Here is a 26,362-nt window from a genome sequence, read left to right as displayed (position 1 = left end):
GGCGCCGCGCCGCCCGCGTCACTTGGCTGTCGGCATCACGAACTCGGCACCCTTGCCGATGCTCTCCGGCCAGCGCTGCATGATGGACTTCTGCTTGGTGTAGAAGCGCACGCCCTCCTCGCCGTAGGCGTGCATGTCGCCGAACAGGCTCTTCTTCCAGCCGCCGAAGCCGTGCCAGGCCATCGGCACCGGGATCGGCACGTTGATGCCGACCATGCCGACCTGGATGCGCCGCGCGAACTCGCGCGCCACGTTGCCGTCGCGCGTGAAGCAGGCCGTGCCGTTGCCGAACTCGTGCCGGTTGATCAGGTCCACCGCCGCCGCGAAGTCGGGCACGCGCACGCAGGCCAGCACCGGGCCGAAGATCTCTTCCCTGTAGATGCGCATCTCGGGCGTCACCTTGTCGAACAGCGTGCCACCCGTGAAGAAGCCCTGCGCGTGGCCCGGCACCTGGAAGTTGCGGCCGTCCACCACCAGCTCGGCGCCTTCCTCGACGCCGGTCGCGATGTAGCCCTCGATGCGCTCCAGCGCCTGCCGGGTCACGATCGGGCCCATCTCGGCGTCCAGCTCCATGCCGTTCTTGACGACCAGCTTCTTCGCGCGCTCGGCCAGCAGCGGCACCACCTTGTCGGCCGCGTCGCCGACCAGCACCGCGACCGAGATCGCCATGCAGCGCTCGCCGGCCGAGCCGTAGCCGGCGCCGACCAGCGCGTCCACGGCCTGGTCGATGTCGGCGTCGGGCATCACCACCATGTGGTTCTTGGCGCCGCCCAGGGCCTGCACGCGCTTGCCGTGGCGCGCGCCGGTCTCGTAGATGTATTGCGCGATCGGCGTGGAGCCGACGAAGCTGACGGCCTTGACGTCCGGGTGCTCCAGCAGCGCGTCGACGGCGACCTTGTCGCCCTGCACCACGTTGAACACGCCGTCCGGCAGGCCGGCCTGCTGCAGCAGCTGCGCGATGAACAGCGAGGGCGAGGGGTCGCGCTCGCTGGGCTTGAGCACGAAGGTGTTGCCCGCGGCGATGGCCACCGGGAACATCCACATCGGCACCATCACCGGGAAGTTGAACGGCGTGATGCCGGCCACCACGCCCAGCGGCTGGCGCAGCGTCCAGTTGTCGATGCCGGTGGAGACCTGGTCGGTGAAGTCGCCCTTGAGCAGCTGCGGCACGCCGCAGGCGAACTCGATGATGTCGATGCCGCGCGAGACCTCGCCCTGCGCGTCGGTGAACACCTTGCCGTGCTCGGCCGTGATCATCGCGGCCAGTTCGTCCTTGCGCTGGTTGACCAGCTCCAGGAACTTCAGCAGCACGCGCGCGCGGCGGATCGGCGGCGTGTCGGCCCAGGCCGGGAAGGCGGCCTGGGCCGCCGCGACGGCGGCGTCCACGTCGGCGCGCTCGGCCAGGCGCAGGCGGCGCGCCTCGGTGCCGAGGGCCGGGTTGAACACGGCCTGCGTGCGCTGGCCCACGCCGGGGGTGGGCTGGCCGGCGATGAAGTGCGCCACTTCGGCGCTGTCGGTGTAGGCGGGGGTGGCGGGCAGGTCGCGCTGCATGGGTGTCTCGCTCGAAGGGGATGAGGCCGGCAGTCTAGGAACACGCGCCGGCCTTGTACAGCCAAGCGGCCTGAACTGATTGTTCGTCATGGTGAACAATGCATCCCATGCAATCCGAAAAAGCCGACGCGCTCTGGAGCACGCTGCACGCGCTGGCGGTGCTGGGCGAGCATGGCAGCTTCACCGCCGCCGCGGCGCGGCTGGGCATCAGCAAGGCCGCGATGAGCCAGCGCATCGCCGAGCTGGAGCGCGCCGCCGGCGTGCCGCTGGTGCAGCGCACCACCCGCAGCGTGCGGCTGACCGAGGCCGGCCAGCGCCTGGCCGACGGCACGCGCGGCGCCTTCGCGCAGATCCAGCAGAGCTTCGCCGCCGTGCGCGACCTGGCGGACGCGCCGCAGGGCCTGCTGCGCGTGACGGCGCCGGTGGCCTTCGCGCGCCAGCAGCTGGTGCCGCGCCTGCCCGACTTCCTGCGCGCGCACCCGCAGGTGCGGCTGGAGCTCGATCTCTCCGACGGCCTGCGCACGCTGGCCGTGGAAGGCTTCGACCTCGCCGTGCGCCACACCGCCGCACCGCCCGAGACGCACGTGGCCTGGCGGCTGGCGCCCACGCGTTCGCTGCTGGTGGCCAGCCGCGCCTACCTGCGCCGGCGCGGCGTGCCGGCCGATCCGGATGTGCTGCGCGCGCACGACTGCCTGCACTATCCGCGCGCCGGCCAGGTGGCGGGCTGGACGCTGCTGCGCGGCGGCGCGCGCGTGGTGGTGCCGGTGGCCGGCGCCTTCGCGGCCAACAACAGCGAGGCGCTGCGCGACGCCGCGCTGGCCGGCCTGGGCATCGCGCTGGTGCCCGATTTCAGCGCCCAGGCCGCGTTGCGCGCCGGCCAGCTGCAGCAGGTGCTGCCGGACTGGAAGGTCGAGGGCCCCTTCAGCGAGACGCTCTACGCGATCCGGCCCTACGCGCCCTACGTTCCGCGCGCGGTGGAAGCCTTCGTGGCTTACCTGCGGCAGGCCTTCGCCGACGGCTTCGGCGCCTGACGCAGCCTGGCGGTCCTCAACGGGGCGCCTGCGGGCGGCTCCAGGTCACCGGCGTGACCGGCGCAGCCCCGCGGCCGCGGCCAGTGCCAATGCCAGCAGCGCGATGCTCTGCGGCTCGGGCACGGCGGTTGGGCGAACCAGGAAGATGCCGCCCACGGTGATCGGGCTGCTGGCGTTGTGGTCGTTCACGGTGGTGGTGTCGGCGATCTCCAGCAACTCCGCCACCGGGAGGCTGGTGATGAACTCGCTGCCCGGCTCCACATTGCCGCAGGCGGCGCCGTTCTGCGGGTAGCGGTCGACGCCGATGCCGGCCAGGCCGTGGGAGGCCGGCGGTCCGGCGGTGCCGGGCTCGGCGATGCCTTCCAGTACCAGGACGCAGCCCACGCCCGCCACGTCGTCCACCTGGCCGTTGAACAGCGCGACCAGGTTGTCGAATGCATCCTGCGCCGCCGATCCGGTCAGGCCGACCAGGCCGGCATGGGCCACCATCGCGTTCACTTCGGTGCGCGTGGCCACGCGCCAGCCCTCGAACGTGCCGCCGGCGCTCATCAGGGTGCTGATGCCGTCGTAGGAGTAGGCGCTGGTCAGGCCCAGGTCCAGCCACTCCAGCCCGGTGATGCTGTCGCGTGTGACGGTTTCGCTGCCGAAGCTGGAATCGGCATTGCCGAGCGAGCCCAGGCTGATCGGCGCGGCCTGCACCGTGCCGGCCAGTGCCAGCGCGGCAATGGCGCTGCGCGCCGAGAACCTCTTGAAAACTGACATGCGTGCCTCCTGTGGTCTGTGCCTGGGTGATGCGCCGGGCCGTGCGGTACATCCCGCAGTGGCCCGTTCACCCGTGACAGCATAGACCGTCCACCGTGAATTTTTCGCTGTTTTTGCCAAGCACATCCGGCGGTGCCCGCGGCGAGGACGCGCGGGTTGGGGGCGTGATGCGCTGCCTATTGCCTGACGGCCATGGCCGGCGCCGCGCCAGCGTCGGGTCGGGGGCTCAATGCCCCCACACCTGCTCCAGCGCCTGCCAGGCCGCCTGCACCACGGCCTCGTCCCGCCGCTGCGCCAGGCACACGAACTGCAGCTCGCAGGCGATGCGCACCCGGTCGGCCACGGCCAGGCCGTGCGTCTGGCTCTCGCGGATGGCGATGGCGTCGCGCACCAGGGACAGCCCCACGCCGGACTTGACCAGGTCCAGCATCGAGGCCTCCTGGTCCACCAGGGCCGCGCGCGGCGGCGCCAGGCCGCGCGGGCCGAACACGCCCTGCAGCAGGCGGTGGTGCGCCGATTCCGGCGGCGTCTCCACCCAGGGCAGCGTAGCCAGTCCCTCCCAGTCGCGCCCCGTCACCTGCGGGCCCCAGCCGGCGGGCGCCACCACGCGGTAGTCGAAGCGCGTGAGCGTGCGCGCGGCCAGCGCGGGCCGCAGCGCCTCGGTCGCCGCCAAGCCGGGGCTCAGGTAGAAGCACACGTCGAGCCGGTCCTGCTGCAGCTGTGCCAGCACGCTGCCGCTGATGCCGTGGCGCAGCTCGGTGTCGACCTGCGGCGCCATGCGCACCAGCGCGCCCAGCCAGTCGCCCAGCCGCAGGAACGTGGGGTCGAGGATGGTGCCGATGCGCAGCAGGCCGCGCGTGCTGCCGTGCAGCCGCTCCACCGCGCGCGCGAAGTCGTCGGCCGCGGCCAGCGCGCGTTCGGCCAGCTGCAGCAGCGCGGCGCCGTCGGCCGACAGCGCCATGCCGTGCGCGCCGCGCTGGAACAGCACCAGCCCGGTGGCCTCGGCCAGCTTGCGCAGCTGCAGGCTCAGCGCCGGCTGCGTGCGGTGCAGCCGCGCGGCCGCCCGCGACACGCTGCCCTCGCGCGCCACGGTGACGAAGGCGCGCAGGGCCGGCAGGTCGAGCAGGGCGGGGTTCATATTTGCCGCGCTTATACCAGCGGGCGCAGAACTCATTGGCACCCGGCGCCCTGCGGCGCGACACTGCGCGCCGCAGGAGACAGATGCATGGGCAGCGGCGACACCACCTTCGACTACATCGTGATCGGCGCCGGCACGGCCGGCAGCCTGATGGCCAACCGGCTGAGCCGGGACCCTTCCCGGCGCGTGCTGCTGGTCGAGGCCGGCGGCAAGGACGACTACCACTGGATCCACATCCCCGTGGGCTACCTGTACTGCATCGGCAACCCGCGCACCGACTGGCTCTACCAGACCGAACCCGACGCCGGCCTGAACGGCCGCACGCTGCGCTACCCGCGCGGCAAGACGCTGGGCGGCTGCTCGTCCATCAACGGCATGATCTACATGCGCGGCCAGGCGCGCGACTACGAGGGCTGGGCCGCCGCCACCGGCGACGACACCTGGCGCTGGCAGAACGTGCTGCCGGCCTTCCGTCAGCACGAGGACCACTACCTGGGCGCCGACGAGCTCCATGGCGCCGGCGGCGAGTGGCGCGTGGAGAAGCAGCGCCTGCGCTGGGACATCCTGGATGCGTTCGCGGCCGCCGCCCAGCAGGCCGGCATCCCGCATTCGGCCGACTTCAACCGCGGCGACAACGAGGGCGTGGGCTACTTCCAGGTCAACCAGAAGGCCGGCTGGCGCTGGAACACGGCCAAGGCCTTCCTGCGGCCGACCTGCTACGGCCGGCCGAACTTCGAGCTGTGGACCGGCGGCCAGGTGGCGCGGCTGCTGCTGGAGCGCCAGGGCGACGGCCGCCTGCGCTGCACCGGCGCCGAGGTCTGGACCGGCGGCGAGCTGGTCACCGCCCGCGCCACGCGCGAGGTGCTGCTGTGCGCCGGCAGCATCGGCTCGCCGCAGCTGCTGCAGCTGTCGGGCATCGGGCCCGGCGCGCTGCTGCAGCGGCACGGCATCGCGGTGCAGGCCGACCTGCCCGGTGTCGGCGAGAACCTGCAGGACCACCTGCAGATCCGCGCCGTCTACAAGATCGCCGGCGCGCCCACGCTGAACGTGCTGGCCTCCTCGCTGCTGGGCAAGGCGCGCATCGGGCTGGAGTACCTGCTGTCGCGCAGCGGCCCGATGAGCATGGCGCCCTCGCAGCTCGGCGCGTTCACGCGCAGCGACCCCGGCCGGCCGCACGCCAACATCCAGTACCACGTGCAGCCGCTGTCGCTGGACGCCTTCGGCGAGCCGCTGCACAGCTTCCCGGCGTTCACCGCCAGCGTCTGCAACCTGAACCCCACGAGCCGCGGCAGCGTGCGCATCAGGAGCCCGCGCTTCGCCGACGCGCCGGCCATCGCGCCCAACTACCTGAGCACCGAGGAGGACCGCCGGGTCGCCGCCGATTCGCTGCGCGTCACGCGCCGCATCGCGGCCCAGCCGGCGCTGGCCAAGTACCGGCCCGAGGAATTCAAGCCCGGCCCGCAGTACCAGAGCGACGAAGACCTGGCGCGCCTGGCCGGCGACATCGCGACGACGATCTTCCACCCGGTCGGCACGACCGCGATGGGCGGCGACGGCGACCCGCAGGCCGTGCTCGACAGCCGGCTGCGCGTGCGCGACGGCCGCGGCGGCCGGGTCGCGGGCCTGCGCGTGGTCGACGCCGGCGCCATGCCGGCGATCACCAGCGGCAACACCAACAGCCCGACGCTGATGATCGCGGAGAAGGCCGCGGCCTGGGTGCGGGAGGCGGCCGCCTAGGCTGGCCGCGCCGGCGTCCGCAACATGGGGGATGCCGGTGCGCGCGGCGCTTGCGGCGGGCCCCGCTGCGGCCTAAGTTGGGGAAGGCCGGCGACCGCCCGCGCCAGGAGAACCCCATGCGTCCACCCCCCATGCACCGGCGTGCCGCGCTGCACCGGCTCGGCCAGATCGCGGCGCTCGGCGCGGCGCCGCTCGCGCTGGGCGGCTGCGAGGCGCTGCTGGAGCGCATCCGCAACCGCCCGGTCCGCCGCAGCCTGCGCACGCTGGCGGCCAACGATCCCATCGTCGAAACTTACCGCGCCGCCGTCGCCGCGATGAAGGCGCTGCCGGCCAGCGACCGCCGCAGCTGGAACGCCCAGGCGCAGATCCACTTCGACCACTGCCCGCACGGCAACTGGTTCTTCCTGCCGTGGCACCGCGCCTACCTGCTGTACTTCGAGCAGATCTGCCGCGAGCTGACCGGCGCGCAGGACTTCGCGCTGCCCTACTGGAACTGGACCTGCCAGCGCCAGATCCCGGCGCCCTTCCTCGGCGATGCCGGCAACCCGCTGTTCGCGCCGGGGCGCAGCGGCGTGCCCCCGGCGGCGCTGCCGGACGATGCCGTCGGCCCGGGCGTGATGCAGGACATCCTGGACGAGCCGAACTTCGCGCTGTTCGCCAGCAGCCCGGCCGCCGCGCTGCGGCCGCCGGTCGGCTACGGGCCGCTGGAGGGCACGCCGCACAACAGCGTGCACGGCTTCGTCGGCGGCGTGATGAACAACTTCCAGTCGCCGCGCGACCCGGTCTTCTGGATGCACCACAACATGATCGAGCGCGTGTGGTGGGAGTGGAACGGCGTACAGGGCCATGCCAACACCGACGATCCGGCCTGGACCGGGCTGAGCCTCGCGGGCATGTTCGCGGACCGCCACGGGGCGCTGGTGCAGAACGTCACCGTCGGCGCGATGAACCTGGCGCCGCTGCTCAGCTACCGCTTCGACAGCGATCCGTTCACCAGCTGCCCGCGGCGCCTGCGGCCGCTGGAGATCCCCGACGAGGCGGCGCTGCGCCGGCTGCTGCAGGAAGGCGGCCACGTGGAACTGCAGCGCCGGCGCGTGCTGGCGCGCACGGGGGCGCTGCAGGTGCCGGTGGGCGCGGCGGCCAGCCCGGTGCTGGAGGTGGCCGACGCACCCGCGCTGGCCGGTGCCAGCCGCGCCGGGCGCGAACGGCTGCTGCTGCGCGTCGAGCCGGCCGAGCAGCCGCCTTCCGGGGAGTTCTTCGTGCGGGTCTACGTCGACCTGCCGGGCGCCGGGCCGGACACCGGCACGCAGGTGCCGCAGTTCGCCGGCAGCTTCGCGTTCTTCCACGATCCCCAGGCGCATGCCGCGCACCAGGGCCACGGCGCGGCGGCGGCGAACGCGGCCTTCATGGTGGATCTGGGCGCCACGCTGCAGCGCCTGCGCGCCGGCGGCGCGGCGCTGGGCGGCGCGGTCGGCGTGCAGCTGGTGGCGGTGCCCTGGACGGCGCGGGCCGACCGCACGCGCACGCTGCAGATCCGCGGCCTGGAACTGCTGCTGGCCGACAGCCTTGCGCCGGCACCGCGCCCGCTGGGCCAGGGCCGGTGATGCGGGCCGGCGCGCGCGGGTGCATGGCGCTGGCGCTGGCCGGTGCGTTGGCGGCCGGCGCCCAGTCCCTGCCGCCGCCGGGCGCGGCCGTGCCGGTGGCGGAGCTGCCGCTGCCGCCGGCGCCGCCCTCGGCGGAGCTGCTGCAGGTGCGCGTGGTACCCCTCGGCGCCGCGCAGCCCGTGCTGCTGCAGGCCACGCTGCGGGCCGGGCCGCCGCCCGGGCGCGCGGAGCGCCTGGCGGCCTGGTCGCTGCATCCGCCCGGCGCGCCGGCCACCTTCGTGGTGCGCGTGCCGGCGGCCCTGCTGCGGGCCGGGCGCACCGGCCAGGCGCTGCACCTCGCGGTCACGGCCGTGCCGCTGGGGCCGGCCGGCCGCTCCGGTGCCGCCCCGGCCTACGCGGTGACGGCGGACTGGGCGGCGCCCCGCTGACGCGGGCACGGCGAGGGCGGCCGGCCGATGAGGCGCATCAGGCGCCGCGTGTCGGCGCGGGGGCGCCGCGCGCGGCTTCTCACCGCTGCGTCAGCAGCGCCGTGAACATCGCGGTGCCGATCGCGCCGTGCACCTGGGTGGTCGGATGCATCAGGTCCCAGAACAGGAACGGCGACAGGAAGCCGGCCCACGGCGCGTCCACGCAGGCGGCGGGGTTGACCACCAGGCAGTTCGACGCGCCGCTGTCGGGCAGCAGGTAGTCCAGCGCCGAGGGGTCTGCGGAGACCAGGCCGGTGGACAGCATGATCTCGCTGAGCGTGTAGATGTCCACCGTGACGATGCGGATCGGGCGCAGCTCGCGCTCCAGCGCGGCCAGCGCCGACTTCAGCAGCGCGTTGTGCTGCTTGCTCAGCTGGGTGAACTGCGGGCCCTGGTGCTGCGCCTGCACCATCGGCGTGATGCCCAGGTTGGCCAGGTTGGGCACCAGGAAGTGGCGCGCGCCGGCCGCGTACAGCCCGCGGATCGCCTGCGTGATGTTGCCGACCACCGTGTAGGGGCTGTCCGCCTGGTTCTGCAGGTAGTCGTTGGAGCCGCTCCAGACCATGTACAGCGCCTCGGCCGGCGCCTGGCGGCTGCCCAGCGCGGTCGTGAACAGGTCGACCTGGCCGAGCAGGCCCGGCACCGTGAAGCCCATCGGCGTGGGCGTGGACGCGGCCGAGGTCGAGCCGCCGAACGCGAAGCTCAGCGCCCGCTTGCTCTGCAGCGTCGGGTCGCTCAGCGAAGGCGCCAGCTCGGCGTTGGGCCGGCGGCGGATCAGCCGCCACAGGTATTCGGCGGCCACCGGCCCGTTGGTGAAGCGGCCCTGCCAGTAGGTGGCGTGCGGCGAGTCCGAGGGCGGGATGGCCGGCACGATCTGCAGCTGCTTGGTGGCCAGGTAGTCGTTGCCGGTGTCCGACAGGCTGTCGCCGAACACGTAGAGCACCGGGTACCTGGCCTGGCCGGCCCAGGCGGCCGGCAGCGCCAGCAGGCAGACGAGACACAGGGCGCGCCCGAGCGCGCGAAGGGTGGGGAGCATGGGGATCCTTCTGGGAAAAAAGAGGACGCCGATGCTACGTAACACTTCGCTAATTCGGTGCGGGATTGATGCAGATCAGAAACAACTCCCGCCATTCCGAGGATGCGCACCTGTCAGGGATGACAGGCATCGCGCGGCGCTGCGATGGCGCTACCCTGCACGCTTCCTTTTTTCGCGGAGCCGCTGCCATGCCCCCTCGCCTGACCGCCCAGGATTTCGACCCGCAGCTGCTGGTCCTGTTCGACGCCTACGTGCACGGCGACCTGGATCGCCGCGGCTTCCTGGCCCGGGCCCGGCGCTACGCCAAGGCCGGCATGACGGCCGCCGGACTGCTGGCCGCGCTGAGCCCGGACTTCGCGCGCGGCCAGCAGGTGCCGCCGGACGACGCCCGGCTGCGCGGCGAGCGCGTGTCCGTGCCCTCGCCGGCTGGCCACGGCCGGATCGACGGCTACCTGGTGCGGCCCGCCGCGGCCGGCGCGGACCGGTTGCCGGCGGTGCTGGTGGTGCACGAGAACCGCGGCCTGAACCCGCACATCGAGGACGTCGCGCGCCGCCTGGCGCTGGACGGCTTCATGGCCTTCGCGCCGGACGCGCTGACGCCGCTGGGCGGCTATCCCGGCGACGAGGACAAGGCGCGCGCCGAGTTCGCCCGGCTCGACCCGGCGAAGACGCGCGAGGACTTCCTGGCGTGCGCGGCCTGGCTGCGCGCGCGGAGCGACGGTAGCGGCCGGCTGGGCGTGGTCGGCTTCTGCTGGGGCGGCGGCGTGGCGCACTGGCTGGCCACGCGCCTGCCGGACCTGCAGGCCGCCGTGCCGTTCTACGGCAACACCCCGGCGCCCGAGGAGGCCGCCCGCGTCAAGGCGCCGCTGCAGGTGCACCTGGCCGGCGTCGACGAGCGCATCAACGCCGCCTGGCCGGCCTACGAGGCGGCGCTGAAGGCGGCCGGCGTGCGCTGCGAGGTGTACCACTACCCCGGCACGCAGCACGGCTTCCACAACGACACCACGCCGCGCTACGACGCCGCGGCGGCGCCGCTGGCGTGGGGGCGGACGGTGGCGTTCCTGCGGGCGCAGCTGGCGTGAGCCGCCCCGCCGTCGCGGTGCGGCCGGCGCGCCTGCGCCTACCGCCCCGGATCCTTCACGCGCTCGAAGCGGTCGAACTCCACGTTGACCAGCCGGCCGTCCACGCGCTCGGTGCGGCGGATGTAGACGGTCTGCACGATGTCGCGCGTGGCCGCGTCGATCTCGATCGGGCCGCGCGGGCTTTCGAAGGCCAGGCCCTTCAGCGCCTCCATGAAGCGCTCGCCGCCGGCATCGCCGCCGGTGCGGCGCAGCGCCAGGTCGATCGCGGCCAGGGCGTCGTAGGCCGCCACGGCGAAGTAGCTGGGCCGCAGCGTGTTGCCGAAGCGGGCCTCGAACGCCTGCACGAAGCGGCGGTTCATCGCCGAGGGATGGGCGTAGGAGTAGTGGTGGCTGGTGACCAGGCCCAGCGCCAGGTCGCCGGTGGCGTCCAGGTAGCTGTCGTCGGTGGCCTCGCCGGTGGCGTACAGGCCGATGCCGGCCTGCGCCATGCCGCGCTCGCGCCAGGCCTTCAGGAAGGCCGTCGGCATCACGCCGGAGGGGAAGAAGAAGAACACCGCCTGCGGCCGGGCGTCCCGGATGCGCTGCACGTAGGCGGCGAAGTCCAGGTTCTGCAGCGGCGTGCGCAGTTCGCCGGCGATGCGGCCGCCGCCGGCCTCGAAAGCCTGGCGGAAGGCGGCCAGCGCGTCGGCGCCGGGCGCGTAGTCGGCCACCACCAGGTAGGCCTCGCGCTGGCCGTTGCCCAGCATCCAGCGCGCCATCGGCGCGGACACCTGCTGCACCGTGAACGACACGCGCGCCAGGTAGGGCGAGCTGGCGGTGATGCCCGAGGACGAGGCGTTCATGACCAGCGTCGGCAGCCGGGCCTGGGTGGCGACCGGGGCCACGGCGTAGGCGTTGGGGCTGAAGTCCAGCCCGGCCAGCAGGTCCACGCGCTCGCGCACCGCCAGCTCCTGCGCCAGGCGGCGCGCGGCGTCGGGCGCCGGGCCGCCGGTGTCGCGGCGCACGATCTCCACCGGCCGGCCGGCGATGCGGCCGCCCTGCCCGGCCAGGTACAGCGCCACGCCGGCGTCGAACTGGCGGCCGTAGTCGGCGTAGACCCCGGTGTAGCTGGCGATCAGGCCGATGCGCAGGGCCGGTGCGGCCCGCGCCATCGGGGCGATGCCGGCCAGCGCGGCGGCGGCCAGCAGGCGGCGTTTGTTCAGGGGCATGCTGCTCTCGTGTGGGACGGCGCCGACAGGCATTCGCGGCGCCGGCCTGGCCCGCCGGGCCGGCGCATGCGGGACGATGCGCGGATTCCCCATTCTCGCCCCGCATCCGCCATGCCTGCGCTGCACCGCCCCCCACGACGCCACGGCGAAGACGATGGCGAGCCCGAACCCGGCGGCCTGCCGGTGGAGCCCGACGATGGCGCGCCGGAGCCCGGCAGCCCGGCCGAGCCGGAACCCGATGGCACTCCCGTCGCGCCCGGCACCTGAGAAGGTGCGAACGAACCGCTCACACCCACGCGAGGCCCGATGACCACCTGTTCTCGCATCACGCGTGTTCCCAGGGCCTCGCCCTGCGGGCCGGGATGCGCCGGGCCGCATGCGGGCGTTGCAGTCCTTGCCCTGGCACCCGCCAGGGCGGCGGCCTGCGACCCGCCGCACCCCGTCGTGGCTGCGATCGATTCATCCACACCTTCTGAGCCCGGCGCGCGGCTGTGGCAGGTCGACGCGCTGCGCGGCCTGATGCTGGTGCTGATGACGCTGACGCACCTGCCCACGGTGGTGGCCGGGCCGGCCGGCCAGCCGTTCGGCTTCGTCTCGGCGGCCGAGGGCTTCGTGCTGCTGTCCGGCTTCATGGCCGGCATGGTCTACGCGGCGCGCGAGCGGCGCGAGGGCCGCTCGCGCATGCGCAGCGCGTTCTACCGGCGCGTGGGGAAGATCTACCTGTGCCAGGCCGCGCTGCTGCTGTTCCTGTTCAGCGTGATCGCGCTGATCGCCGTGGTGCTGCAGGAAGAAGCGATCACCGGCCTGCTGGAGTACTACCTGCAGGAGCCGCTGCACGCGCTGGTCGGCGGGCTGCTGCTGATCTACAGCCCGCCGCTGCTGGACATCCTGCCGCTGTACGTGCTGCTGATGCTGGTCAGCCCGGTGCTGCTGCTGCACGGGCTGCGCCGCGGCTGGGGCGGCATCCTGGCGCTGAGCGTGGCGCTGTGGCTGGCCGCGCAGTTCAAGTTCGGCGCCTGGGTGTACGAGGCGCTGGCGCCGGCCGCCGGCATCCGCGTGCCGCTGGCGCAGACCGGCGCGTTCGACGTGCTGGCCTGGCAGTTCCCCTGGGTGCTGGGGCTGTGGCTGGGCGCCGGGCGCAGCGCCCAGCCGCCACAGCCGGTGCCGGCGTTCCCGCGCTGGATGCTGGTGCTGGCGACGGCGATCGCCGCCATCGGCTTCGTCTGGCGGCACGTGGTCGGCCAGGTGCCGCTGCCGCACGACCCCGGCCTGAACCTGCTGTTCGACAAATGGCAGCTGGCGCCGCTGCGCCTGCTGAACCTGTTCGCGCTGCTGGTGCTGGCGCTGCACTGGGCGCCGTGGCTGGCCCGGCACCTGCCGCGCGTGCGCGCGCTGGAGGTCATGGGCGCGGCCTCGCTGCCGGTGTTCTGCGTGCACCTGGTGCTGGCGCTGCTGGCGCTGTCGCTGTTCGGCGCGCCGACGCCGTGGCGGCCGCTGTGGATCGACGCGGCCATCCTCGCGGTGTCGTTCGCCGTGCTGTACGCGGTCGCGCTGCTGAGCCGGGAGCTGGACCGCCTCAGCGCGACGCCACGGCCGGCAGCGCCAGGTGCGGCGCGATCGCCGCCTTCCACAACGCATAGCCATCCGCGTTGAGGTGCAGCGCGTCGCCGCCGTACAGGTCGGTGCGCGGCCGGCCCTGGGCGTCCAGCATGCGCGAGTAGATGTCGATGAAGTCCAGGTTGGGCGTGGCCGCGGCGTAGCCGGCGATCAGCGCGTTGGCCTGCATGGCCTGCGGCATCAGCGCCGCGCGCAGCGGGCTGGGCTTGATCGACAGGTAGGCGATGCGCGTGTCCGGCAGCGCCGCGCGCACGCGCGCGACGAACTGGATGAAGCTGTCCAGCACCTGCTGCGGCGTGCGGCCTTCGGCCAGGTCGTTGTCGCCGGCGTAGACCACGATCAGCCGCGGCCGGTACGGCAGCACCAGCCGGTCCGCGTGCGCGGCCACGTCCAGCATGCGCGAGCCGCCGAAGCCGCGCTTGAGCACCGGGGCACCCTGGAACTGCCGCTCCAGCCCGTCCCACAGCCGGATCGAGGAACTGCCGACGAACAGGATGCCGCCGGGCGCCGGCGCCTGCTGCCGGTCGGCCGCGGCGAAGGCGTCGAAGCTGTCCTTCCAGCGCGTGTCCGCAACCGGTGCGGCGCGCTGCGGCCCGGCCCGGCCCGGCGGCGGCCACTGCTGCTGCGCCCCGGCGGAGGCGCCCATGCCCAGGCTGTACAGCGCGAGGGCGAGCTTGGTCAGGCGTCGTCTGGTCTTGCGCATGGCGCCAGCATGCCATGGCGGCGGTGGGTGGCGTGTCGGCGCATGCCGACGCCGGCTGTGCGCGTGCGGGCGGAGCCCACGGCGCGCCGGAGCCTCAGAAGCTGCGACGGCATCGATCGCATGCCGCGGTGGGCGTGAAGGATGGGACCACGACGTCTCAGCGCATCAGCGCCTCGATCTCCCCGGCCTCGACCGGCACGCCGCGCGTGATCAGCTCGCAGCCGCCCGCGGTGACGATGGCATCGTCCTCGATGCGGATGCCGATGCCGTGGAACTGTTCCGGCGCGTCGGTGCCCGGGCGCACGTACAGGCCGGGCTCGATGGTCAGCACCATGCCGGGGCGCAGGATGCGGCTGGGCCGGTCGGTGATGGTCTCGCCCGACAGCGGGTCCTGTCGCACGCTGCCGTCGCCGACCTCGCCGGGCTCCACGTAGCTGCCGCAGTCGTGCACGTCCATGCCCAGCCAGTGGCTGGTGCGGTGCATGTAGTAGGCGAAGTAGGCGCGGCTGGCGATCACGTCGTCCAGGCCGCCGACCTTGTTCCCGTCCAGCAGGCCGAGGTCCAGCATGCCCTGGGCCAGTACCCGGACGGTGGCGTCGTGCGGGTCGTTGAAGCGGGCGCCGGCGCGGGTGGCGGCCACGGCCGCGTGCTGGCTGGCCAGCACCAGGTCGTACAGCGCGCGCTGCGGGCCGGTGAAGCGGCCGTTGGCCGGGAAGGTGCGGGTGATGTCGCTGGCGTAGCCGTCCAGCTCGCAGCCGGCGTCGATCAGCACCAGCTCGCCGTCGCGCACCGGCGCCGCGTCGGCGCGGTAGTGCAGCACGCAGGCGTTGGCGCCGGCGGCGACGATGGAGCCGTAGGCCGGGAACTGCGAGCCGTCCTGGCGGAAGGCGTGCAGCAGCTCGGCGTCCAGGTGGTACTCGCGCACGTCCCGGCCCGCGCGCAGCATGCGGGCGCAGGTCTGCATCGCGCGCACGTGGGCCTGGGCGCTGATCTGCGCGGCGCGGCGCATGATGTCCTGCTCGTGCGCGTCCTTGACCAGGCGCATCTCGTCCAGGATGCCGCACAGGTCGCGCTGCGACGCGGGGCACAGCGCGCCGTAGCGCACGCGCGCACGCACGCTGCCCAGCCAGCCGTCGATGCGCGACTCCAGCCCCGCGTGGATCGCGAACGGGAACCATACCGTGCCGCGGTTCTCCAGCAGGCGCGGCAGCCGGGTGTCCAGCTCGGCGCTGGAGCAGGCCTCGTCCACGCCCAGCGCGGCCGGCGCGGCCTCGGGCCCGAGCCGGTAGCCGTCCCAGATCTCGCGCTCCAGGTCCTTGGGCGCGCAGAACAGCGTGCTGCGGCCGTCGCCGGTGATGACCAGCCAGGCGTTGGGTTCGGTGAAGCCGGTCAGGTAGTAGAAATAGCTGTCGTGCCGGTACGGGAAGTCGGCGTCGCGGTTGCGCGGGCGCTCGGGGGCGGTCGGCACGATGGCGATGCCGTCGCGCCCGATCTGGCGGGCGACTTCGGCGCGGCGTTGGGCGTAGGGCGTGGTCATCGGGGGATCGTAGCGCCGGCGGACGCATCCAGCGCGGCCAGCTGCGCGGGCGTGCCGAGGTTGTGCCAGGCGCCGGCGTAGATCTCGGCGCCGACGCGGCGCTCGTGCACCGCGGCGCGCAGCAGCGGGCCCAGCGCCGCCTTCTGGCCGGCCGGCAGATGCGCGCACAGTTCGCGGCGCACCAGCGCGAGGTTGCCGTAGGTCCAGCGGTGGCGTTCCGGGCCGGGGTCCAGCAGCGCCAGGCCGTCGGCGCCGATGCCGAAGTCGCCCTCGGGATGGAAGTCGGGGTTGGGCACCAGCCACAGGTGGGCCAGCCGCTCCGGCCGGACCGCGAAGGCCGCGGCGCGCCGCACGTCGTAGCCGAACTGCGGCGCGTGGATGTCGCCGGAGACCAGCCAGAACAGCTCGTCCAGCAGCGGCAGCGCCTTGGCGATGCCGCCGGCCGTCTCCAGCGCGCCGCCGTGGTCGCGCCCCTCCATCGAGTAGCGGATCGACAGGCCCCAGCGGCTGCCGTCGCCCAGCGCGGCCGGGATCTGCTCCTCCAGCCAGGCGGTGTTGACTACCACGCGCTCGATGCCGGCGCGCGCCATGGCCTCCAGGTGCCAGACGATCAGCGGCTTGCCGTGGACCGGCAGCAGCGGCTTGGGCGTGCGGTCGGACAGCGGGCGCATGCGCTCGCCGCGCCCGGCGGCGAGGACCATCGCGCAGCGCACCGGCTGCGCGCGAAGGATCGGGGACGGCATGGCCGCGATTATGGGCAGCGCCGGCGCCGGCGATCGCCGGCCGGTAGGCGCCCTCCTACGAAAAATCCGTCCCGGCTCCCACAGCCTCGGGCGCCTTGCCACGACCGCGGCCGGCGGCGCCGGCGCATGAAATCGGCATTCCACCCAGCCACGACCCACGATCGAACAGGAGCACCCCATGGCCAGGAAGTCCCCGTCCCCGGGCCCCGCTGCCGCGCCTGCCAGCGCCGCGTCGCCCGCCAATTCCAACAGCCTGCACCACCACGCGCCGGGCGCCGGCTGCCCGGCATTCGAGGAGCACGCCGGCCACGGCGGCGAGCTGCACCAGGACGTCCCGCGCCGCGGCGACCACGGTGCCGGCGCGGACCACCTGACCGACAACTTCGGCCACCGCATCGCCGACAACCAGAACTCGCTGCGCGCCGGCGCGCGCGGGCCGACGCTGCTGGAGGACTTCGTCCTGCGCGAGAAGATCTTCCACTTCGACCACGAGCGCATCCCCGAGCGCATCGTGCACGCGCGCGGCTCGGGCGCGCACGGCGTGTTCGAGTGCACCAAGGCGATCCCGGAGCTGACCCGCGCGTCGATCTTCCAGAAGAAGGGCGCCAGCTGCCCGGTGTTCGTGCGCTTTTCCACCGTGGCCGGCGGCGCCGGCTCGGTGGACACGCCGCGCGACGTGCGCGGCTTCGCCGTCAAGTTCTACACCGACACCGGCAACTGGGACCTGGTGGGCAACAACATCCCGGTGTTCTTCATCCAGGACGCGATGAAGTTCCCCGACCTGGTGCACAGCGTGAAGATGGAGGCCGACCGCGGCTACCCGCAGGCGGCCTCGGCGCACGACACCTTCTGGGACTTCATCGGCCTGATGCCCGAGGCCATGCACATGGTGATGTGGGCCATGTCGGACCGCGCCATCCCGCGCAGCCTGCGCATGATCGAAGGCTTCGGCGTGCACAGCTTCCGCCTCGTCAACGCCAAGGGCGAGGGGCGCTTCGTCAAGTTCCACTGGAAGCCGGTGCTGGGCATCGAGTCCACCACCTGGGACGAGGCGGTGAAGATCGCCGGCGCCGACCCCGACTTCCACCGCCGCGACCTGTACGAGGCCATCGCCAAGGGCGACTTCCCGGCGTGGGACCTGGGCATCCAGGTGTTCGACGAAGCCTGGGCCGCGCAGCAGCCCTACGACGTGCTGGACGCCACCAAGCTCATCCCCGAGGAGGAGATCCCGGTGCAGATCGTCGGCCGCATGACGCTGAACCGCAACCCGTCGAACTTCTTCGCCGAGACCGAGCAGGCGGCCTTCCTGCCGTCCAACCTCATCCCCGGCATCGACTTCACCAACGACCCGCTGCTGCAGGGGCGGCTGTTCTCCTACCTGGACACGCAGAAGTCGCGCCTGGGCACGACCAACTTCCACCAGATCCCGATCAACGCGCCCAAGTGCCCGTTCCACAACTTCCAGCGCGACGGCATGATGCAGACGCTGGTGCCCACCGGCCGCGCCAACTACGAGCCCAACAGCCTGGCCCAGGCCGGCGAGGACGGTGGCCCGCGTGCCTGCCCCGAGACCGGCTTCACCACCTTCACCGCCAACGACGAACGCAACGACCCGGGCCAGAAGCTGCGCATCCGCGCCGAGCTGTTCGCCGACCACTACAGCCAGGCGCGGCTGTTCTACCGCTCGCAAACCGAGAGCGAGCAGGCGCACCTCGCCTCGGCGCTGGTGTTCGAGCTGTCCAAGGTGGCGCTGGCCCATGTGCGCGAGCGCGTGGTCGCGCGGCTGCGCAACGTCGACGAGGACTTGGCCAGGCGCGTGGCGGACGGCCTCGCCATCGACCTGCCGGCCAAGGCCCCGGCGGCGCGCGAGCCGGTGGACATGGCGCCGTCGGACGCGCTGTCGATCCAGAAGCAGGCGATGAACAGCTTCGCCGGCCGCAAGGTCGGCCTGCTGTTCGCCGAAGGCTCGGACAAGGCCGCGATCGAGCGCCTGAAGGGCGAGGTCGAGCAGGCCGGCGGCACGGTGTTCCTGGTGGCGCCCAAGGTCGGCGGCATCCCGGTCAAGGGCGGCACGCTGCAGGCGGACGGGCAGCTGGCCGGCTCGCCCTCGGTGCTGTTCGACGCGGTCGCCAGCGTGCTGATGCCCGAGCAGGCGCGCCAGCTCGCGCGCGAGGGCGCGGCCGTGCAGTGGTTCATGGACGCCTACGGCCACTGCAAGACCATTGCGCACTGCGCCGGTACGCAGCCGCTGCTCGACAAGGCCGGCGTGGAGCCGGATGAGGGCGTGGTGGCGCTGGACGCGCTGGTCAAGACCGGCCCGCGCCGCCACTGGGCGCGCGAGCCCAAGGTGCGCATGCTGGCCTGACGGGCAGCCGGGCAGCCGGGCAGCCGGGCAGCCGGGCAGCCGGGCAGCCGGACACGGCGGGCGGTGCCCGCTCCCGCGCTACCGGTCCAGCAGCAGCGGCCCTTCGCGTGCCGCCGCGCCGGAGCGCAGCAGGTCCTCCACCAGCTGCGCGGTCCAGGCCGGCAGGTCGCCGGCGTCGGCGAAATGCCGCGCGTGCAGCAGCTGGAGGTAGCGGGTGCGGGCGGCCCAGGCCAGCAGTTCGGCCTCGGCGACGCGCTGCAGCTCCAGCAGCTTGAACTTCAGCAGCACCTTGGCCGCGTAGTGCGCGTGCCGGCGCGGCGCGGCGACGAAGCCGTCGAGCCGGCGCCGGGCGCGGGCCAGGGCCGGGCCGACGTCGTCGAACGCGCCGCCGTGGCCGGGGATCACGACGGCCGGGGCCAGCCGCTCGATCAGGTCCAGCGAGGCGCCGACCGCGGCGAACGCGGCGTCGCCCTCCAGCTCCGGGAACACGACGCCGAAGCCGTTCTGCCACAGCGCATCGCCGGCCACCAGCAGCCGCCAGGCCGGCTCGAACAGCAGCACCGCGTGCGGGTCGTGGCCCGGCGCCGCATGCACCTGCCAGCGGCCGGCGCCGAGGGCGATCTCCATGCCCGGCCGCAGCAGCGCGTCGAAACCGAAGCGCATGCAGCGCTGGCCGGTCGGCACGTAGCCCAGCGCTTCCTCGTCCCAGGCGCGCACCGGCCCGGCCTGGCCCGGCGGGATGGCCGTGCGCAGCGCCGGCCAGGCCTGCTGCAGCGCGGCGTTGCCGCCGCAGTGGTCGCTGTGCAGGTGCGTGTTCAGCAGCCACTGCAGCGGGGCGCCGCCCAGCGCGTGGCGCACCAGCGCCACGGTCTGCGCCGCGTGCGTGCAGTAGCCGGAGTCGACCAGGGCGGCGGGGCCCGCGCCCCGCGGGTCCTGCAGCAGCAGGCCGTTGGACGAGAGCCAGCCGCGCTCGAGCAGCGTGACGCCGGGAGGCAGGGCGATGGCGGGCATGGTGCGGTGGCGTTTCCTCCCGCGACTGTAGGCCGAGTGGCCGGTGGGTCGGCGCGGGGCGCTCGCTAAAATCCCGGGTTTCCCCCGATTCTGCGGAGCAGCCCACCCATGGCGAACACTGACACGATGGCCCCGACCTCCTCCTCCGAACCGGCCATCGATCCCGGCGCCGCCCCGGCCTCGGCCAGCCGCATGGCCAACGCGATCCGGGCCCTGGCCATGGACGCCGTGCAGCAGGCCAACTCCGGCCACCCCGGCGCGCCCATGGGCATGGCCGACATGGCCGTCGCGCTGTGGGGCCGGCACCTGAAGCACAACCCGCGCAACCCGCAGTGGTTCGACCGTGACCGCTTCGTGCTGTCCAACGGCCACGGCTCCATGCTGCTGTACGCGCTGCTGCACCTCACCGGCTACGCGCTGCCGATGGCCGAGTTGCGCAACTTCCGCCAGCTGCACAGCAAGACCGCCGGCCACCCCGAGCACGGCGTCACGCCCGGCGTGGAGACCACCACCGGCCCGCTGGGCCAGGGCATCGCCAACGCCGTGGGCATGGCGCTGGCCGAGAAGCTGCTGGCGGCCGAGTTCAACCGCCCGGACTTCCCCATCGTCGACCACCGCACCTACGCCTTCCTGGGCGACGGCTGCCTGATGGAAGGCATCAGCCACGAGGCCGTGGCCCTGGCCGGCGCGTGGAAGCTGGACAAGCTGATCGCGCTGTACGACGACAACGGCATCTCCATCGACGGCAAGGTCGCGCCCTGGTTCGTCGACGACACGGCGCTGCGCTTCACGGCCTGCGGCTGGCAGGTGCTGGGTCCGGTCGACGGGCACGACGCCGAGGCCGTGTCCCAGGCCATCGCCGAGGCCCGGGCCTCGCATGGCAAGCCCACGCTGGTCATCTGCCGGACCGCCATCGGCCAGGGTTCGCCGAACCGCGCCGGCACGGCCAAGGCCCACGGCGAGCCGCTGGGCGCCGAGGAGATCGCGCTGACGCGCGCGGCGCTGGGCTGGGAGCACGGCCCGTTCGAGATCCCCGCGGACGTCTACGCCGCCTGGGACGCCAAGGCCCGGGGCCTGGCGGCCGAGGCCGACTGGGACGCGCTGTTCGCCCGCTACAAGGCGGCCCACCCGCAGCTGGCCGCCGAGTTCGCGCGCCGCATGCGCGGCGAGCTGCCCCGGCACTTCGCCCAGGTCGCCGTGGACGCCGCCGTCGCCGCCCACGCCAAGGCCGAGGGCGTGGCCTCGCGCAAGGCTTCGCAGATCGCGCTGGAGGCCTTCACCGCCGCGCTGCCCGAGCTGCTGGGCGGCTCGGCCGACCTGACCGGCTCCAACCTCACCAACACCAGCCACACGCCGGCGCTGCGCTTCGAGGCCGACAGCGGCGCCGTGGTGCTGGGCGACACGCCTGCCTCCGGGGCCGGTGCCGAGGACGCGCCGCCCGCGGAGCCGCCGCACCTGATCGGCCGCCACATCAACTATGGCGTGCGCGAGTTCGGCATGGCCGCGGTCATGAACGGCATCGCGCTGCACGGCGGCTACATCCCCTACGGCGGCACCTTCCTGACCTTCAGCGACTACAGCCGCAACGCCATCCGCATGGCCGCGCTGATGAAGCAGCGCGTGGTGCACGTGTTCACGCACGACTCCATCGGCCTGGGCGAGGACGGTCCCACGCACCAGTCCATCGAGCATGCCGCCAGCCTGCGCCTGATCCCGAACCTGGACGTCTGGCGTCCGGCCGACACGGCCGAGACCGCCATCGCCTGGGCCGTCGCGCTGGAGAACCGCACGCGGCCGACCGCGCTGCTGCTGTCGCGCCAGAACCTCAGGTACGCGCCCAAGCGCGACCTGTCGGAGATCAGCAAGGGCGCCTACGTGCTGTCCGAGCCGGCGGACCTGGGCCTGAAGAAGAAGGCCCGGGCCGTCATCATCGCCACCGGCTCGGAGGTGCAGCTGGCGCTGGCCGCGCAGGAGCTGCTGGCGCGCGAGTACCGGATCGCCGTGCGCGTGGTCTCCATGCCCAGCACCACGGCCTTCGACCGCCAGAGCCTGGCCTACAAGAAGGCGGTGCTGCCGGCCGGCCTGCCGCGCATCGCGGTCGAGATGGGCGTGACCGACGGCTGGTGGAAATACGGCTGCGCCGCCGTGGTCGGCATCGACACCTACGGCGAGTCGGCCCCGGCGCCGGTGTTGTTCAAGCACTTCGGCTTCACGCCGGAGAACGTGGCCGCCACGGTGCGCGCGGCGTTGGCGCGCTGAACGTCATGGCGGGGCGCCTGGTCAGGAGCGCGGCGCGGCGCCGCATCGTGCCGGCCCTGTGCATGGCCGCCGGCGCGGCGGCCGTCCAGGCGCAGCCCGTCGACATCACGCCGCTGGCGCCGGCGACGGCGCTGGCCTGCCTGCAGATGCCGCCGGCGGCAGTGGGCCTGGCGACCGACGAGGCCGATCCGCGCGACGGCGGCCTGGTCCGCGTGAAGCTGCGCTTCACGGCGCCCGATGCGCCGCCCGCGGCCGAGCTCCTGGCCGCCACCGCGCGCGCCGACCTGCAGCGCCTGGTGCAGCACCACGTCGCCGACTACCGGCTGCCCTGCCTGCAGCCGGGCGAGCCGCCGGTCGAGGCCGTGCAGGACTTCGTGTTCCGCCCGGCGCCGGCGCGGCGCGTGACGCGGGCCGAGCCCGTGCCGCTGGCCGGCCATGCGCCGCGCCCGCCGGCCTGCCTGCTGCGCCCGGCCAAGGACCCCGCGCCGGTGCGCGGCCTGGGCCGGCGCGCGCTGCAGCACGTCGTCTTCAGCCTGCGCTTCGAGGGCGACGGCAGCCAGCCGCCGCAGGTGCGGCTGCTGCATTCCAGCGTCACGCCGGCCGACACCGAGCTGCTGCTCGACTGGGCGCAGGGCTACCGCATGCCCTGCCGTACGGCCGGCGATGCGCCGACGCTGCTGCGCGAGCATTTCATGCTGGGCGCGCGCGACATGCGCCGCTACGCCTTTTCCAAGGACAGCTACGGCCTGACCGAATTCCTGGCCATGACCGAACAGCCCGAGCGGCTGCAGGGCTGGTTCGACTTCACGACCATGCGCTGCCCGTTCAAGGTCGCCTACACCGTCTGGGGCCCTGCGCTGCCGAACGAGGTGCGCAGCGCGCCGCCGCTCGACCCCAACCGCCTGCCGTTCATGCAGTGGCTGCAGCGCCAGCAACTACACTTCGCCGATGACCGGCAGGCCAACGACCTGTTCGGCCGCACCGTGCTGGTCGAGGTGCCCTGCGCCGTGCTCGACCTGCAGCCGTAGGCCCCTGTCTCCCCCATCCTCATTTCACTTCCAGGAGATCCTGCTATGACGATCAAGATCGGTATCAACGGCTTCGGCCGCATCGGCCGCATGGTGCTGCGCGCGGCGGTGCAGAACTTCGACGACATCGAGATCGTCGGCATCAACGACCTGCTGGAGCCCGACTACCTGGCCTATATGCTGCAGTACGACTCGGTGCACGGCCGCTTCAAGGGCGAGATCGCGGTCGACGGCAGCACCCTGGTCGTCAACGGCAAGAAGATCCGCCTGACCGCCGAGCGCGATCCCGCGAACCTGAAATGGGGCGATGTCGGCGCCGACATCGTGGTCGAGTCCACCGGCCTGTTCCTGACCAAGGAGACCGCGCAGAAGCACATCGACGCCGGCGCCCGCAAGGTCATCATGTCGGCCCCGTCCAAGGACGACACGCCGATGTTCGTGTTTGGCGTGAACTGCAAGACCTACGCCGGTCAGGCCATCGTCTCCAACGCCTCGTGCACCACCAACTGCCTGGCCCCGCTGGCCAAGGTGCTGAACGACAAGTGGGGCATCAAGCGCGGCCTGATGACCACCGTGCACGCCGCCACCGCCACGCAGAAGACCGTGGACGGCCCGTCCAACAAGGACTGGCGCGGCGGCCGCGGCATCCTGGAGAACATCATCCCCTCCAGCACCGGCGCCGCCAAGGCCGTGGGCGTGGTGATCCCCGAGCTGAACAAGAAGCTGACCGGCATGAGCTTCCGCGTGCCGACCTCCGACGTGTCGGTGGTCGACCTGACGGTCGAGCTGAACCAGGAAGCCAGCTACAAGGAGATCTGCGCCGAGATGAAGGCGCAGAGCGAAGGCGCGCTCAAGGGCATCCTGGGCTACACGGAAGACAAGGTCGTGGCGACCGACTTCCGCGGCGACCCGCGCACCTCGATCTTCGACGCCGAGGCCGGCATCGCGCTGGACGGCACCTTCGTCAAGCTGGTGAGCTGGTACGACAACGAATGGGGCTACTCGAACAAGGTGCTCGAGATGGTCCGCGTGATCGCCAAGTAAGACGCCAGACCGCAGCGGGCCGGGCGGTTGTTCCGGCCCCGGCGGGCGCGCTAGGATGTGCGTCCACCACCACCTTGTCCGTTCGGGAATCCGCCATGCCGCAGCAGCCGTCCAACGACGCCGGGGCCGCCCAGACCCTGGAGCAGGCCATCGAGAAGGCCAAGGAAGTCGCGGCCGACATCCGCCAGGCCGCCGATGACCTGGCCGTGGCCAACACCGTGTTCGAAACCCACCTGCCCGAGCAGGACCGCCATCCGGCGGTCGACCAGGCGCTGGACCATACCGGCGCGGTCGAGAAGACGTTGAACAAGTCCGCCGACACGCTGGACGAGGTCAACGACGCGCTGGGCAGCGCCGCGCCGCCGGGCCGGCCCGGCGGCGGCGCGGCCTGACAGGCAGGCCGCGCGCCCGGGCCGCTTACATCCGGCCCGACAGATCCCACATCGCGTCGACCAGCGCGTCGACGTCGTTCGCGTCGTGCCACAGGTGCGTGGAGACGCGGACGCCGTAGTGCTGCGCCGGGGCGCCGATCACCTCGAAGTTGGCGTTGCGGATGACGAAGTGCTGCGGGTAGTCGCTCAGCATCCGCGCCACGAACTGGCTGGACTTGGCCGAGTCCATGATGTCGTTCGGGCTGTTGCGGAACGGGTTGAACGAGGTCAGCGCGCAGCACAGCTTGGGATCGTCCTTCGGCGAGTACAGGGCGTTGAGGCCCCAGCGCTCGGCGATCCTCTCCTTGAGGTAGTTCGCCAGCGTCAGGTCGTAGGTCTGGATCTTCTCCCGGCCGATCTCGTCCCACTTCAGGCAGGCGCTGACCAGGGCCTCGAACATCGGCGTGTGCACGCTGCCGCACGACGTCACGCTGGCGGCGATGTCGAAGGTCTCGGTGCCGGTGGTGGTGCGCGGCTGCGTCGAGTAGCTGCTGGTGTGCACCGGGTACCACTTGGGCAGCGGCAGCGGGTTGGAGGCGCGGATCTTGTTGCGGATGATCAGGATGCCGGTGGAGCCGGGGCCGCACTGCCACTTGTGGCCGGCGCCCGACATGAAGTCCATGCCCAGCGCACCGTAGTCGTAGTTCATCATGCCGGGCAGGTGCGCGCCGTCGACGATGCTGATCAGCTCGTGCGCCTTGACCACCTCCATCAGCTCGGCGATCGGCAGCAGCGTGCCGGTCTTGTAGGTCGGCGAGGACCACATCATCGCGCGCACGCGCTTGCCGGCGTTCTTGAGCGCGCGGACGCGCTCGTCGAACAGGTTCTGGTAGGTGGCGGCCGTCTGGTTGTTGCCCACCGGCATGGCAATGCGCGAGACCTCGATGCCGTAGCGGTCCTGCGCGATGGCCAGCGGCGTGTCGCCGCCGCCGTGCTCGTGGTTCGTGGTGACGATCACGTCGCCGGGCTGCCAGTCCAGGCCCAGGATCGCGTGGCACATGCCCGAGGAGGTGTTGGCCGAGAACGCGAGCTCGTCGCCGCCCACGCCGAAGCTGGGCGCGACCTGGTCGCGCAGATTCCTCAGGTTGCTGTAGCCGTTGCCAGAATCCCTGGCCTTCGCGCGGTTCTTCTCGTCGAACACGTCCAGCGTCAGCTTGGGCATGGAGCCGGCCGTGCCGATGTTCATGAAGGTCTTGGACGGGTCCAGGATGAACAGGCCCTGCACCGCGGTCCAGAAGGCCTCGTCGGTCACGAGCTGCGCGCGCAGGTCGTCGGCGCGCGTGGCCGAGTTGCTGCTGCCGCAGGCCATCAGCGTCGGGCCGAGCGCGGCGGCGCCGGCGCCGTAGCCCAGCATGCGCAGGAAGTCGCGGCGCTTGGAACTCCAGCGCGAGGTGTCGACGGTGGCGATCGCGCTCGCCTCGGGCGCTGCGGCGGGCATGGCGGAAACGTTGTGTTCTTGCATGGCGTGGCTCTCCGTGGTGGGGGGTTCAGCGGCGGCCGGCGATCAGGCCGATCTCGATCTTCACGTCGCGCGGCAGCCGCGCGACCTCGACGGTGGCGCGTGCCGGGGCGCCGCCGGTGAAGTACTCGCCATAGATCTTGTTCATGGCGGCGAACTCGTTCAGGTCCTTCATGTAGACCGTGGTCGAGAGCACGTCCGAGTAGTCCAGCCCCTGCGACTTCAGCAGCACGCCGATGTAGCGCAGCACTTGGTGCGTCTGCTCCTCGATGCTCGGGCCGACCACCGCGTTGCCCGCGACGTTCAGCGGGATCACGCCGGACAGGTACAGGTTGTGGCCGTGCGCGATCATCTGCGAGTACGGCCCGATGGCCGGCGGCACGCCGGTGGTCGACAGCACCTCGCGCTTGGCGGGCACGGCGCAGGCCGTGAGCAGCAGCGCCGCGGCGCAGCCGGCGGCGACGGCTGCGAGACGCGGGACGGAAAAGGGCAGGGGCATGGGGGCTTCCTCCGGGTGGTTTGAAAGAGGTGCAAGGGCCGGGCCCGTCG

Annotated in this window: 22 protein-coding genes; 11 read left to right on the top strand and 11 right to left on the bottom strand. The window is 72.8% G+C overall.

The features are described from left to right. Window positions 1-18: 18 nt before the first annotated feature. Window positions 19-1,551, bottom strand: a complete 1,533-nt coding sequence (locus QM782_RS07835) for a CoA-acylating methylmalonate-semialdehyde dehydrogenase (RefSeq protein ID WP_415202351.1) — start codon at window positions 1,549-1,551, stop codon at window positions 19-21. A gap of 107 nt (window positions 1,552-1,658) precedes the next feature. Here QM782_RS07835 and QM782_RS07830 point away from each other — a divergent pair, with 107 nt between their 5' ends. Continuing rightward, a complete protein-coding gene (locus QM782_RS07830; protein WP_415202350.1) occupies window positions 1,659-2,582 on the top strand; it encodes a LysR family transcriptional regulator in 924 nt (307 codons plus the stop codon). A 45-nt stretch (window positions 2,583-2,627) separates the two neighbouring features. On the opposite strand, the gene QM782_RS07825 is transcribed toward QM782_RS07830, so the two are convergent. Together QM782_RS07825 and QM782_RS07820 are read right to left on the bottom strand one after the other, a co-directional pair. Then, window positions 2,628-3,344: a PEP-CTERM sorting domain-containing protein gene (locus QM782_RS07825; RefSeq protein WP_415202349.1), complete on the bottom strand. Its 717-nt coding sequence runs from the start codon at window positions 3,342-3,344 to the stop codon at window positions 2,628-2,630. A gap of 226 nt (window positions 3,345-3,570) precedes the next feature. Further along, a complete protein-coding gene (locus QM782_RS07820; RefSeq protein ID WP_415202348.1) occupies window positions 3,571-4,482 on the bottom strand; it encodes a LysR family transcriptional regulator in 912 nt (303 codons plus the stop codon). Window positions 4,483-4,569: 87 nt separating this feature from the next. On the opposite strand from QM782_RS07820, the gene QM782_RS07815 reads away from it, so the two are divergent. From QM782_RS07815 to QM782_RS07805, 3 genes are all read left to right on the top strand, one after another. Then, on the top strand, window positions 4,570-6,219 hold the full coding sequence (locus QM782_RS07815; protein ID WP_415202347.1) for a GMC family oxidoreductase: 1,650 nt from the start codon (window positions 4,570-4,572) through the stop codon (window positions 6,217-6,219). 116 nt (window positions 6,220-6,335) lie between these two features. Beyond that, entirely contained in the window at window positions 6,336-7,823 is a 1,488-nt protein-coding gene (locus QM782_RS07810) for a tyrosinase family protein (RefSeq protein WP_415202346.1), read from the top strand. A 23-nt stretch (window positions 7,824-7,846) separates the two neighbouring features. After that, the gene (locus QM782_RS07805; RefSeq protein WP_415202345.1) at window positions 7,847-8,251 is read left to right on the top strand and encodes a hypothetical protein; all 405 of its coding nucleotides are present in this window, start codon (window positions 7,847-7,849) and stop codon (window positions 8,249-8,251) included. Window positions 8,252-8,330: 79 nt separating this feature from the next. Here the strand turns inward: QM782_RS07805 and QM782_RS07800 are convergent, their stop codons facing one another. Then, window positions 8,331-9,326: an SGNH/GDSL hydrolase family protein gene (locus tag QM782_RS07800; RefSeq protein ID WP_415202344.1), complete on the bottom strand. Its 996-nt coding sequence runs from the start codon at window positions 9,324-9,326 to the stop codon at window positions 8,331-8,333. A 188-nt stretch (window positions 9,327-9,514) separates the two neighbouring features. On the opposite strand from QM782_RS07800, the gene QM782_RS07795 reads away from it, so the two are divergent. After that, window positions 9,515-10,408 carry a dienelactone hydrolase family protein gene (locus tag QM782_RS07795; protein ID WP_415202343.1) on the top strand — a complete coding sequence of 298 codons (894 nt, stop codon included), beginning with the start codon at window positions 9,515-9,517 and terminating at the stop codon, window positions 10,406-10,408. A gap of 38 nt (window positions 10,409-10,446) precedes the next feature. On the opposite strand, the gene QM782_RS07790 is transcribed toward QM782_RS07795, so the two are convergent. Then, on the bottom strand, window positions 10,447-11,616 hold the full coding sequence (locus tag QM782_RS07790) for an ABC transporter substrate-binding protein (RefSeq protein ID WP_415202342.1): 1,170 nt from the start codon (window positions 11,614-11,616) through the stop codon (window positions 10,447-10,449). 444 nt (window positions 11,617-12,060) lie between these two features. On the opposite strand from QM782_RS07790, the gene opgC reads away from it, so the two are divergent. Beyond that, entirely contained in the window at window positions 12,061-13,269 is a 1,209-nt protein-coding gene (gene opgC / locus QM782_RS07785; protein WP_415202341.1) for an OpgC domain-containing protein, read from the top strand. On the opposite strand, the gene QM782_RS07780 is transcribed toward opgC, so the two are convergent. The 3 genes from QM782_RS07780 to murU form a co-directional block, all read right to left on the bottom strand. Next, a complete protein-coding gene (locus QM782_RS07780; RefSeq protein WP_415202340.1) occupies window positions 13,193-13,936 on the bottom strand; it encodes an SGNH/GDSL hydrolase family protein in 744 nt (247 codons plus the stop codon). The two genes, opgC and QM782_RS07780, sit on opposite strands and share 77 nt — an antisense overlap. A gap of 157 nt (window positions 13,937-14,093) precedes the next feature. Then, the gene (locus QM782_RS07775) at window positions 14,094-15,473 is read right to left on the bottom strand and encodes an aminopeptidase P N-terminal domain-containing protein (protein WP_415202339.1); all 1,380 of its coding nucleotides are present in this window, start codon (window positions 15,471-15,473) and stop codon (window positions 14,094-14,096) included. After that, window positions 15,470-16,216, bottom strand: a complete 747-nt coding sequence (gene murU, locus QM782_RS07770; RefSeq protein ID WP_415202338.1) for an N-acetylmuramate alpha-1-phosphate uridylyltransferase MurU — start codon at window positions 16,214-16,216, stop codon at window positions 15,470-15,472. Before murU ends, QM782_RS07775 begins: the two co-directional genes overlap by 4 nt. Window positions 16,217-16,394: 178 nt before the next feature. Between murU and QM782_RS07765 the strand changes: the two genes are divergently transcribed. Further along, complete coding sequence (locus QM782_RS07765; RefSeq protein ID WP_415202337.1) at window positions 16,395-18,581, top strand: catalase; 2,187 nt, start codon at window positions 16,395-16,397, stop codon at window positions 18,579-18,581. A gap of 78 nt (window positions 18,582-18,659) precedes the next feature. Here the strand turns inward: QM782_RS07765 and QM782_RS07760 are convergent, their stop codons facing one another. Beyond that, entirely contained in the window at window positions 18,660-19,592 is a 933-nt protein-coding gene (locus tag QM782_RS07760; RefSeq protein WP_415202336.1) for an MBL fold metallo-hydrolase, read from the bottom strand. Window positions 19,593-19,784: 192 nt separating this feature from the next. Here QM782_RS07760 and QM782_RS07755 point away from each other — a divergent pair, with 192 nt between their 5' ends. From QM782_RS07755 to QM782_RS07740, 4 genes are all read left to right on the top strand, one after another. Continuing rightward, the gene (locus QM782_RS07755; RefSeq protein ID WP_415205614.1) at window positions 19,785-21,851 is read left to right on the top strand and encodes a transketolase family protein; all 2,067 of its coding nucleotides are present in this window, start codon (window positions 19,785-19,787) and stop codon (window positions 21,849-21,851) included. Between the two features lie 5 nt (window positions 21,852-21,856). Next, window positions 21,857-22,879, top strand: a complete 1,023-nt coding sequence (locus tag QM782_RS07750) for a hypothetical protein (RefSeq protein WP_415202335.1) — start codon at window positions 21,857-21,859, stop codon at window positions 22,877-22,879. Between the two features lie 45 nt (window positions 22,880-22,924). After that, window positions 22,925-23,923: a type I glyceraldehyde-3-phosphate dehydrogenase gene (gene gap, locus QM782_RS07745; protein WP_415202334.1), complete on the top strand. Its 999-nt coding sequence runs from the start codon at window positions 22,925-22,927 to the stop codon at window positions 23,921-23,923. Between the two features lie 95 nt (window positions 23,924-24,018). Continuing rightward, window positions 24,019-24,315 carry a hypothetical protein gene (locus QM782_RS07740; RefSeq protein WP_415202333.1) on the top strand — a complete coding sequence of 99 codons (297 nt, stop codon included), beginning with the start codon at window positions 24,019-24,021 and terminating at the stop codon, window positions 24,313-24,315. Window positions 24,316-24,340: 25 nt separating this feature from the next. On the opposite strand, the gene QM782_RS07735 is transcribed toward QM782_RS07740, so the two are convergent. Next, window positions 24,341-25,792, bottom strand: a complete 1,452-nt coding sequence (locus tag QM782_RS07735) for an aminotransferase class V-fold PLP-dependent enzyme (protein WP_415205613.1) — start codon at window positions 25,790-25,792, stop codon at window positions 24,341-24,343. A gap of 49 nt (window positions 25,793-25,841) precedes the next feature. Further along, on the bottom strand, window positions 25,842-26,312 hold the full coding sequence (locus tag QM782_RS07730; protein ID WP_415202332.1) for a Rid family detoxifying hydrolase: 471 nt from the start codon (window positions 26,310-26,312) through the stop codon (window positions 25,842-25,844). Window positions 26,313-26,362: the final 50 nt, after the last annotated feature.

This window comes from Pseudorhodoferax sp. (assembly GCF_047601025.1).
Lineage (GTDB): Bacteria > Pseudomonadota > Gammaproteobacteria > Burkholderiales > Burkholderiaceae_C > Pseudorhodoferax.
Note: the sequence above shows the minus strand (reverse complement) of the source record. Positions and strands in the feature narration are given on the sequence as shown.

Coding starts and splice junctions, on each gene's coding strand:
- QM782_RS07800 (WP_415202344.1), bottom strand. CDS start 9,326: ATGCTCCCCACCCTTCGCGCGCTCGGGCGCGCCCTGTGTCTCGTCTGC.
- QM782_RS07730 (WP_415202332.1), bottom strand. CDS start 26,312: ATGCCCCTGCCCTTTTCCGTCCCGCGTCTCGCAGCCGTCGCCGCCGGC.
- QM782_RS07780 (WP_415202340.1), bottom strand. CDS start 13,936: ATGCGCAAGACCAGACGACGCCTGACCAAGCTCGCCCTCGCGCTGTAC.
- QM782_RS07805 (WP_415202345.1), top strand. CDS start 7,847: ATGGCGCTGGCGCTGGCCGGTGCGTTGGCGGCCGGCGCCCAGTCCCTG.
- QM782_RS07765 (WP_415202337.1), top strand. CDS start 16,395: ATGGCCAGGAAGTCCCCGTCCCCGGGCCCCGCTGCCGCGCCTGCCAGC.
- QM782_RS07835 (WP_415202351.1), bottom strand. CDS start 1,551: ATGCAGCGCGACCTGCCCGCCACCCCCGCCTACACCGACAGCGCCGAA.
- QM782_RS07820 (WP_415202348.1), bottom strand. CDS start 4,482: ATGAACCCCGCCCTGCTCGACCTGCCGGCCCTGCGCGCCTTCGTCACC.
- gap (WP_415202334.1), top strand. CDS start 22,925: ATGACGATCAAGATCGGTATCAACGGCTTCGGCCGCATCGGCCGCATG.
- QM782_RS07825 (WP_415202349.1), bottom strand. CDS start 3,344: ATGTCAGTTTTCAAGAGGTTCTCGGCGCGCAGCGCCATTGCCGCGCTG.
- QM782_RS07830 (WP_415202350.1), top strand. CDS start 1,659: ATGCAATCCGAAAAAGCCGACGCGCTCTGGAGCACGCTGCACGCGCTG.
- QM782_RS07790 (WP_415202342.1), bottom strand. CDS start 11,616: ATGCCCCTGAACAAACGCCGCCTGCTGGCCGCCGCCGCGCTGGCCGGC.
- QM782_RS07775 (WP_415202339.1), bottom strand. CDS start 15,473: ATGACCACGCCCTACGCCCAACGCCGCGCCGAAGTCGCCCGCCAGATC.
- QM782_RS07750 (WP_415202335.1), top strand. CDS start 21,857: ATGGCGGGGCGCCTGGTCAGGAGCGCGGCGCGGCGCCGCATCGTGCCG.
- QM782_RS07755 (WP_415205614.1), top strand. CDS start 19,785: ATGGCCAACGCGATCCGGGCCCTGGCCATGGACGCCGTGCAGCAGGCC.
- QM782_RS07810 (WP_415202346.1), top strand. CDS start 6,336: ATGCGTCCACCCCCCATGCACCGGCGTGCCGCGCTGCACCGGCTCGGC.
- QM782_RS07735 (WP_415205613.1), bottom strand. CDS start 25,792: ATGCCCGCCGCAGCGCCCGAGGCGAGCGCGATCGCCACCGTCGACACC.
- QM782_RS07815 (WP_415202347.1), top strand. CDS start 4,570: ATGGGCAGCGGCGACACCACCTTCGACTACATCGTGATCGGCGCCGGC.
- murU (WP_415202338.1), bottom strand. CDS start 16,216: ATGCCGTCCCCGATCCTTCGCGCGCAGCCGGTGCGCTGCGCGATGGTC.
- QM782_RS07760 (WP_415202336.1), bottom strand. CDS start 19,592: ATGCCCGCCATCGCCCTGCCTCCCGGCGTCACGCTGCTCGAGCGCGGC.
- QM782_RS07740 (WP_415202333.1), top strand. CDS start 24,019: ATGCCGCAGCAGCCGTCCAACGACGCCGGGGCCGCCCAGACCCTGGAG.
- QM782_RS07795 (WP_415202343.1), top strand. CDS start 9,515: ATGCCCCCTCGCCTGACCGCCCAGGATTTCGACCCGCAGCTGCTGGTC.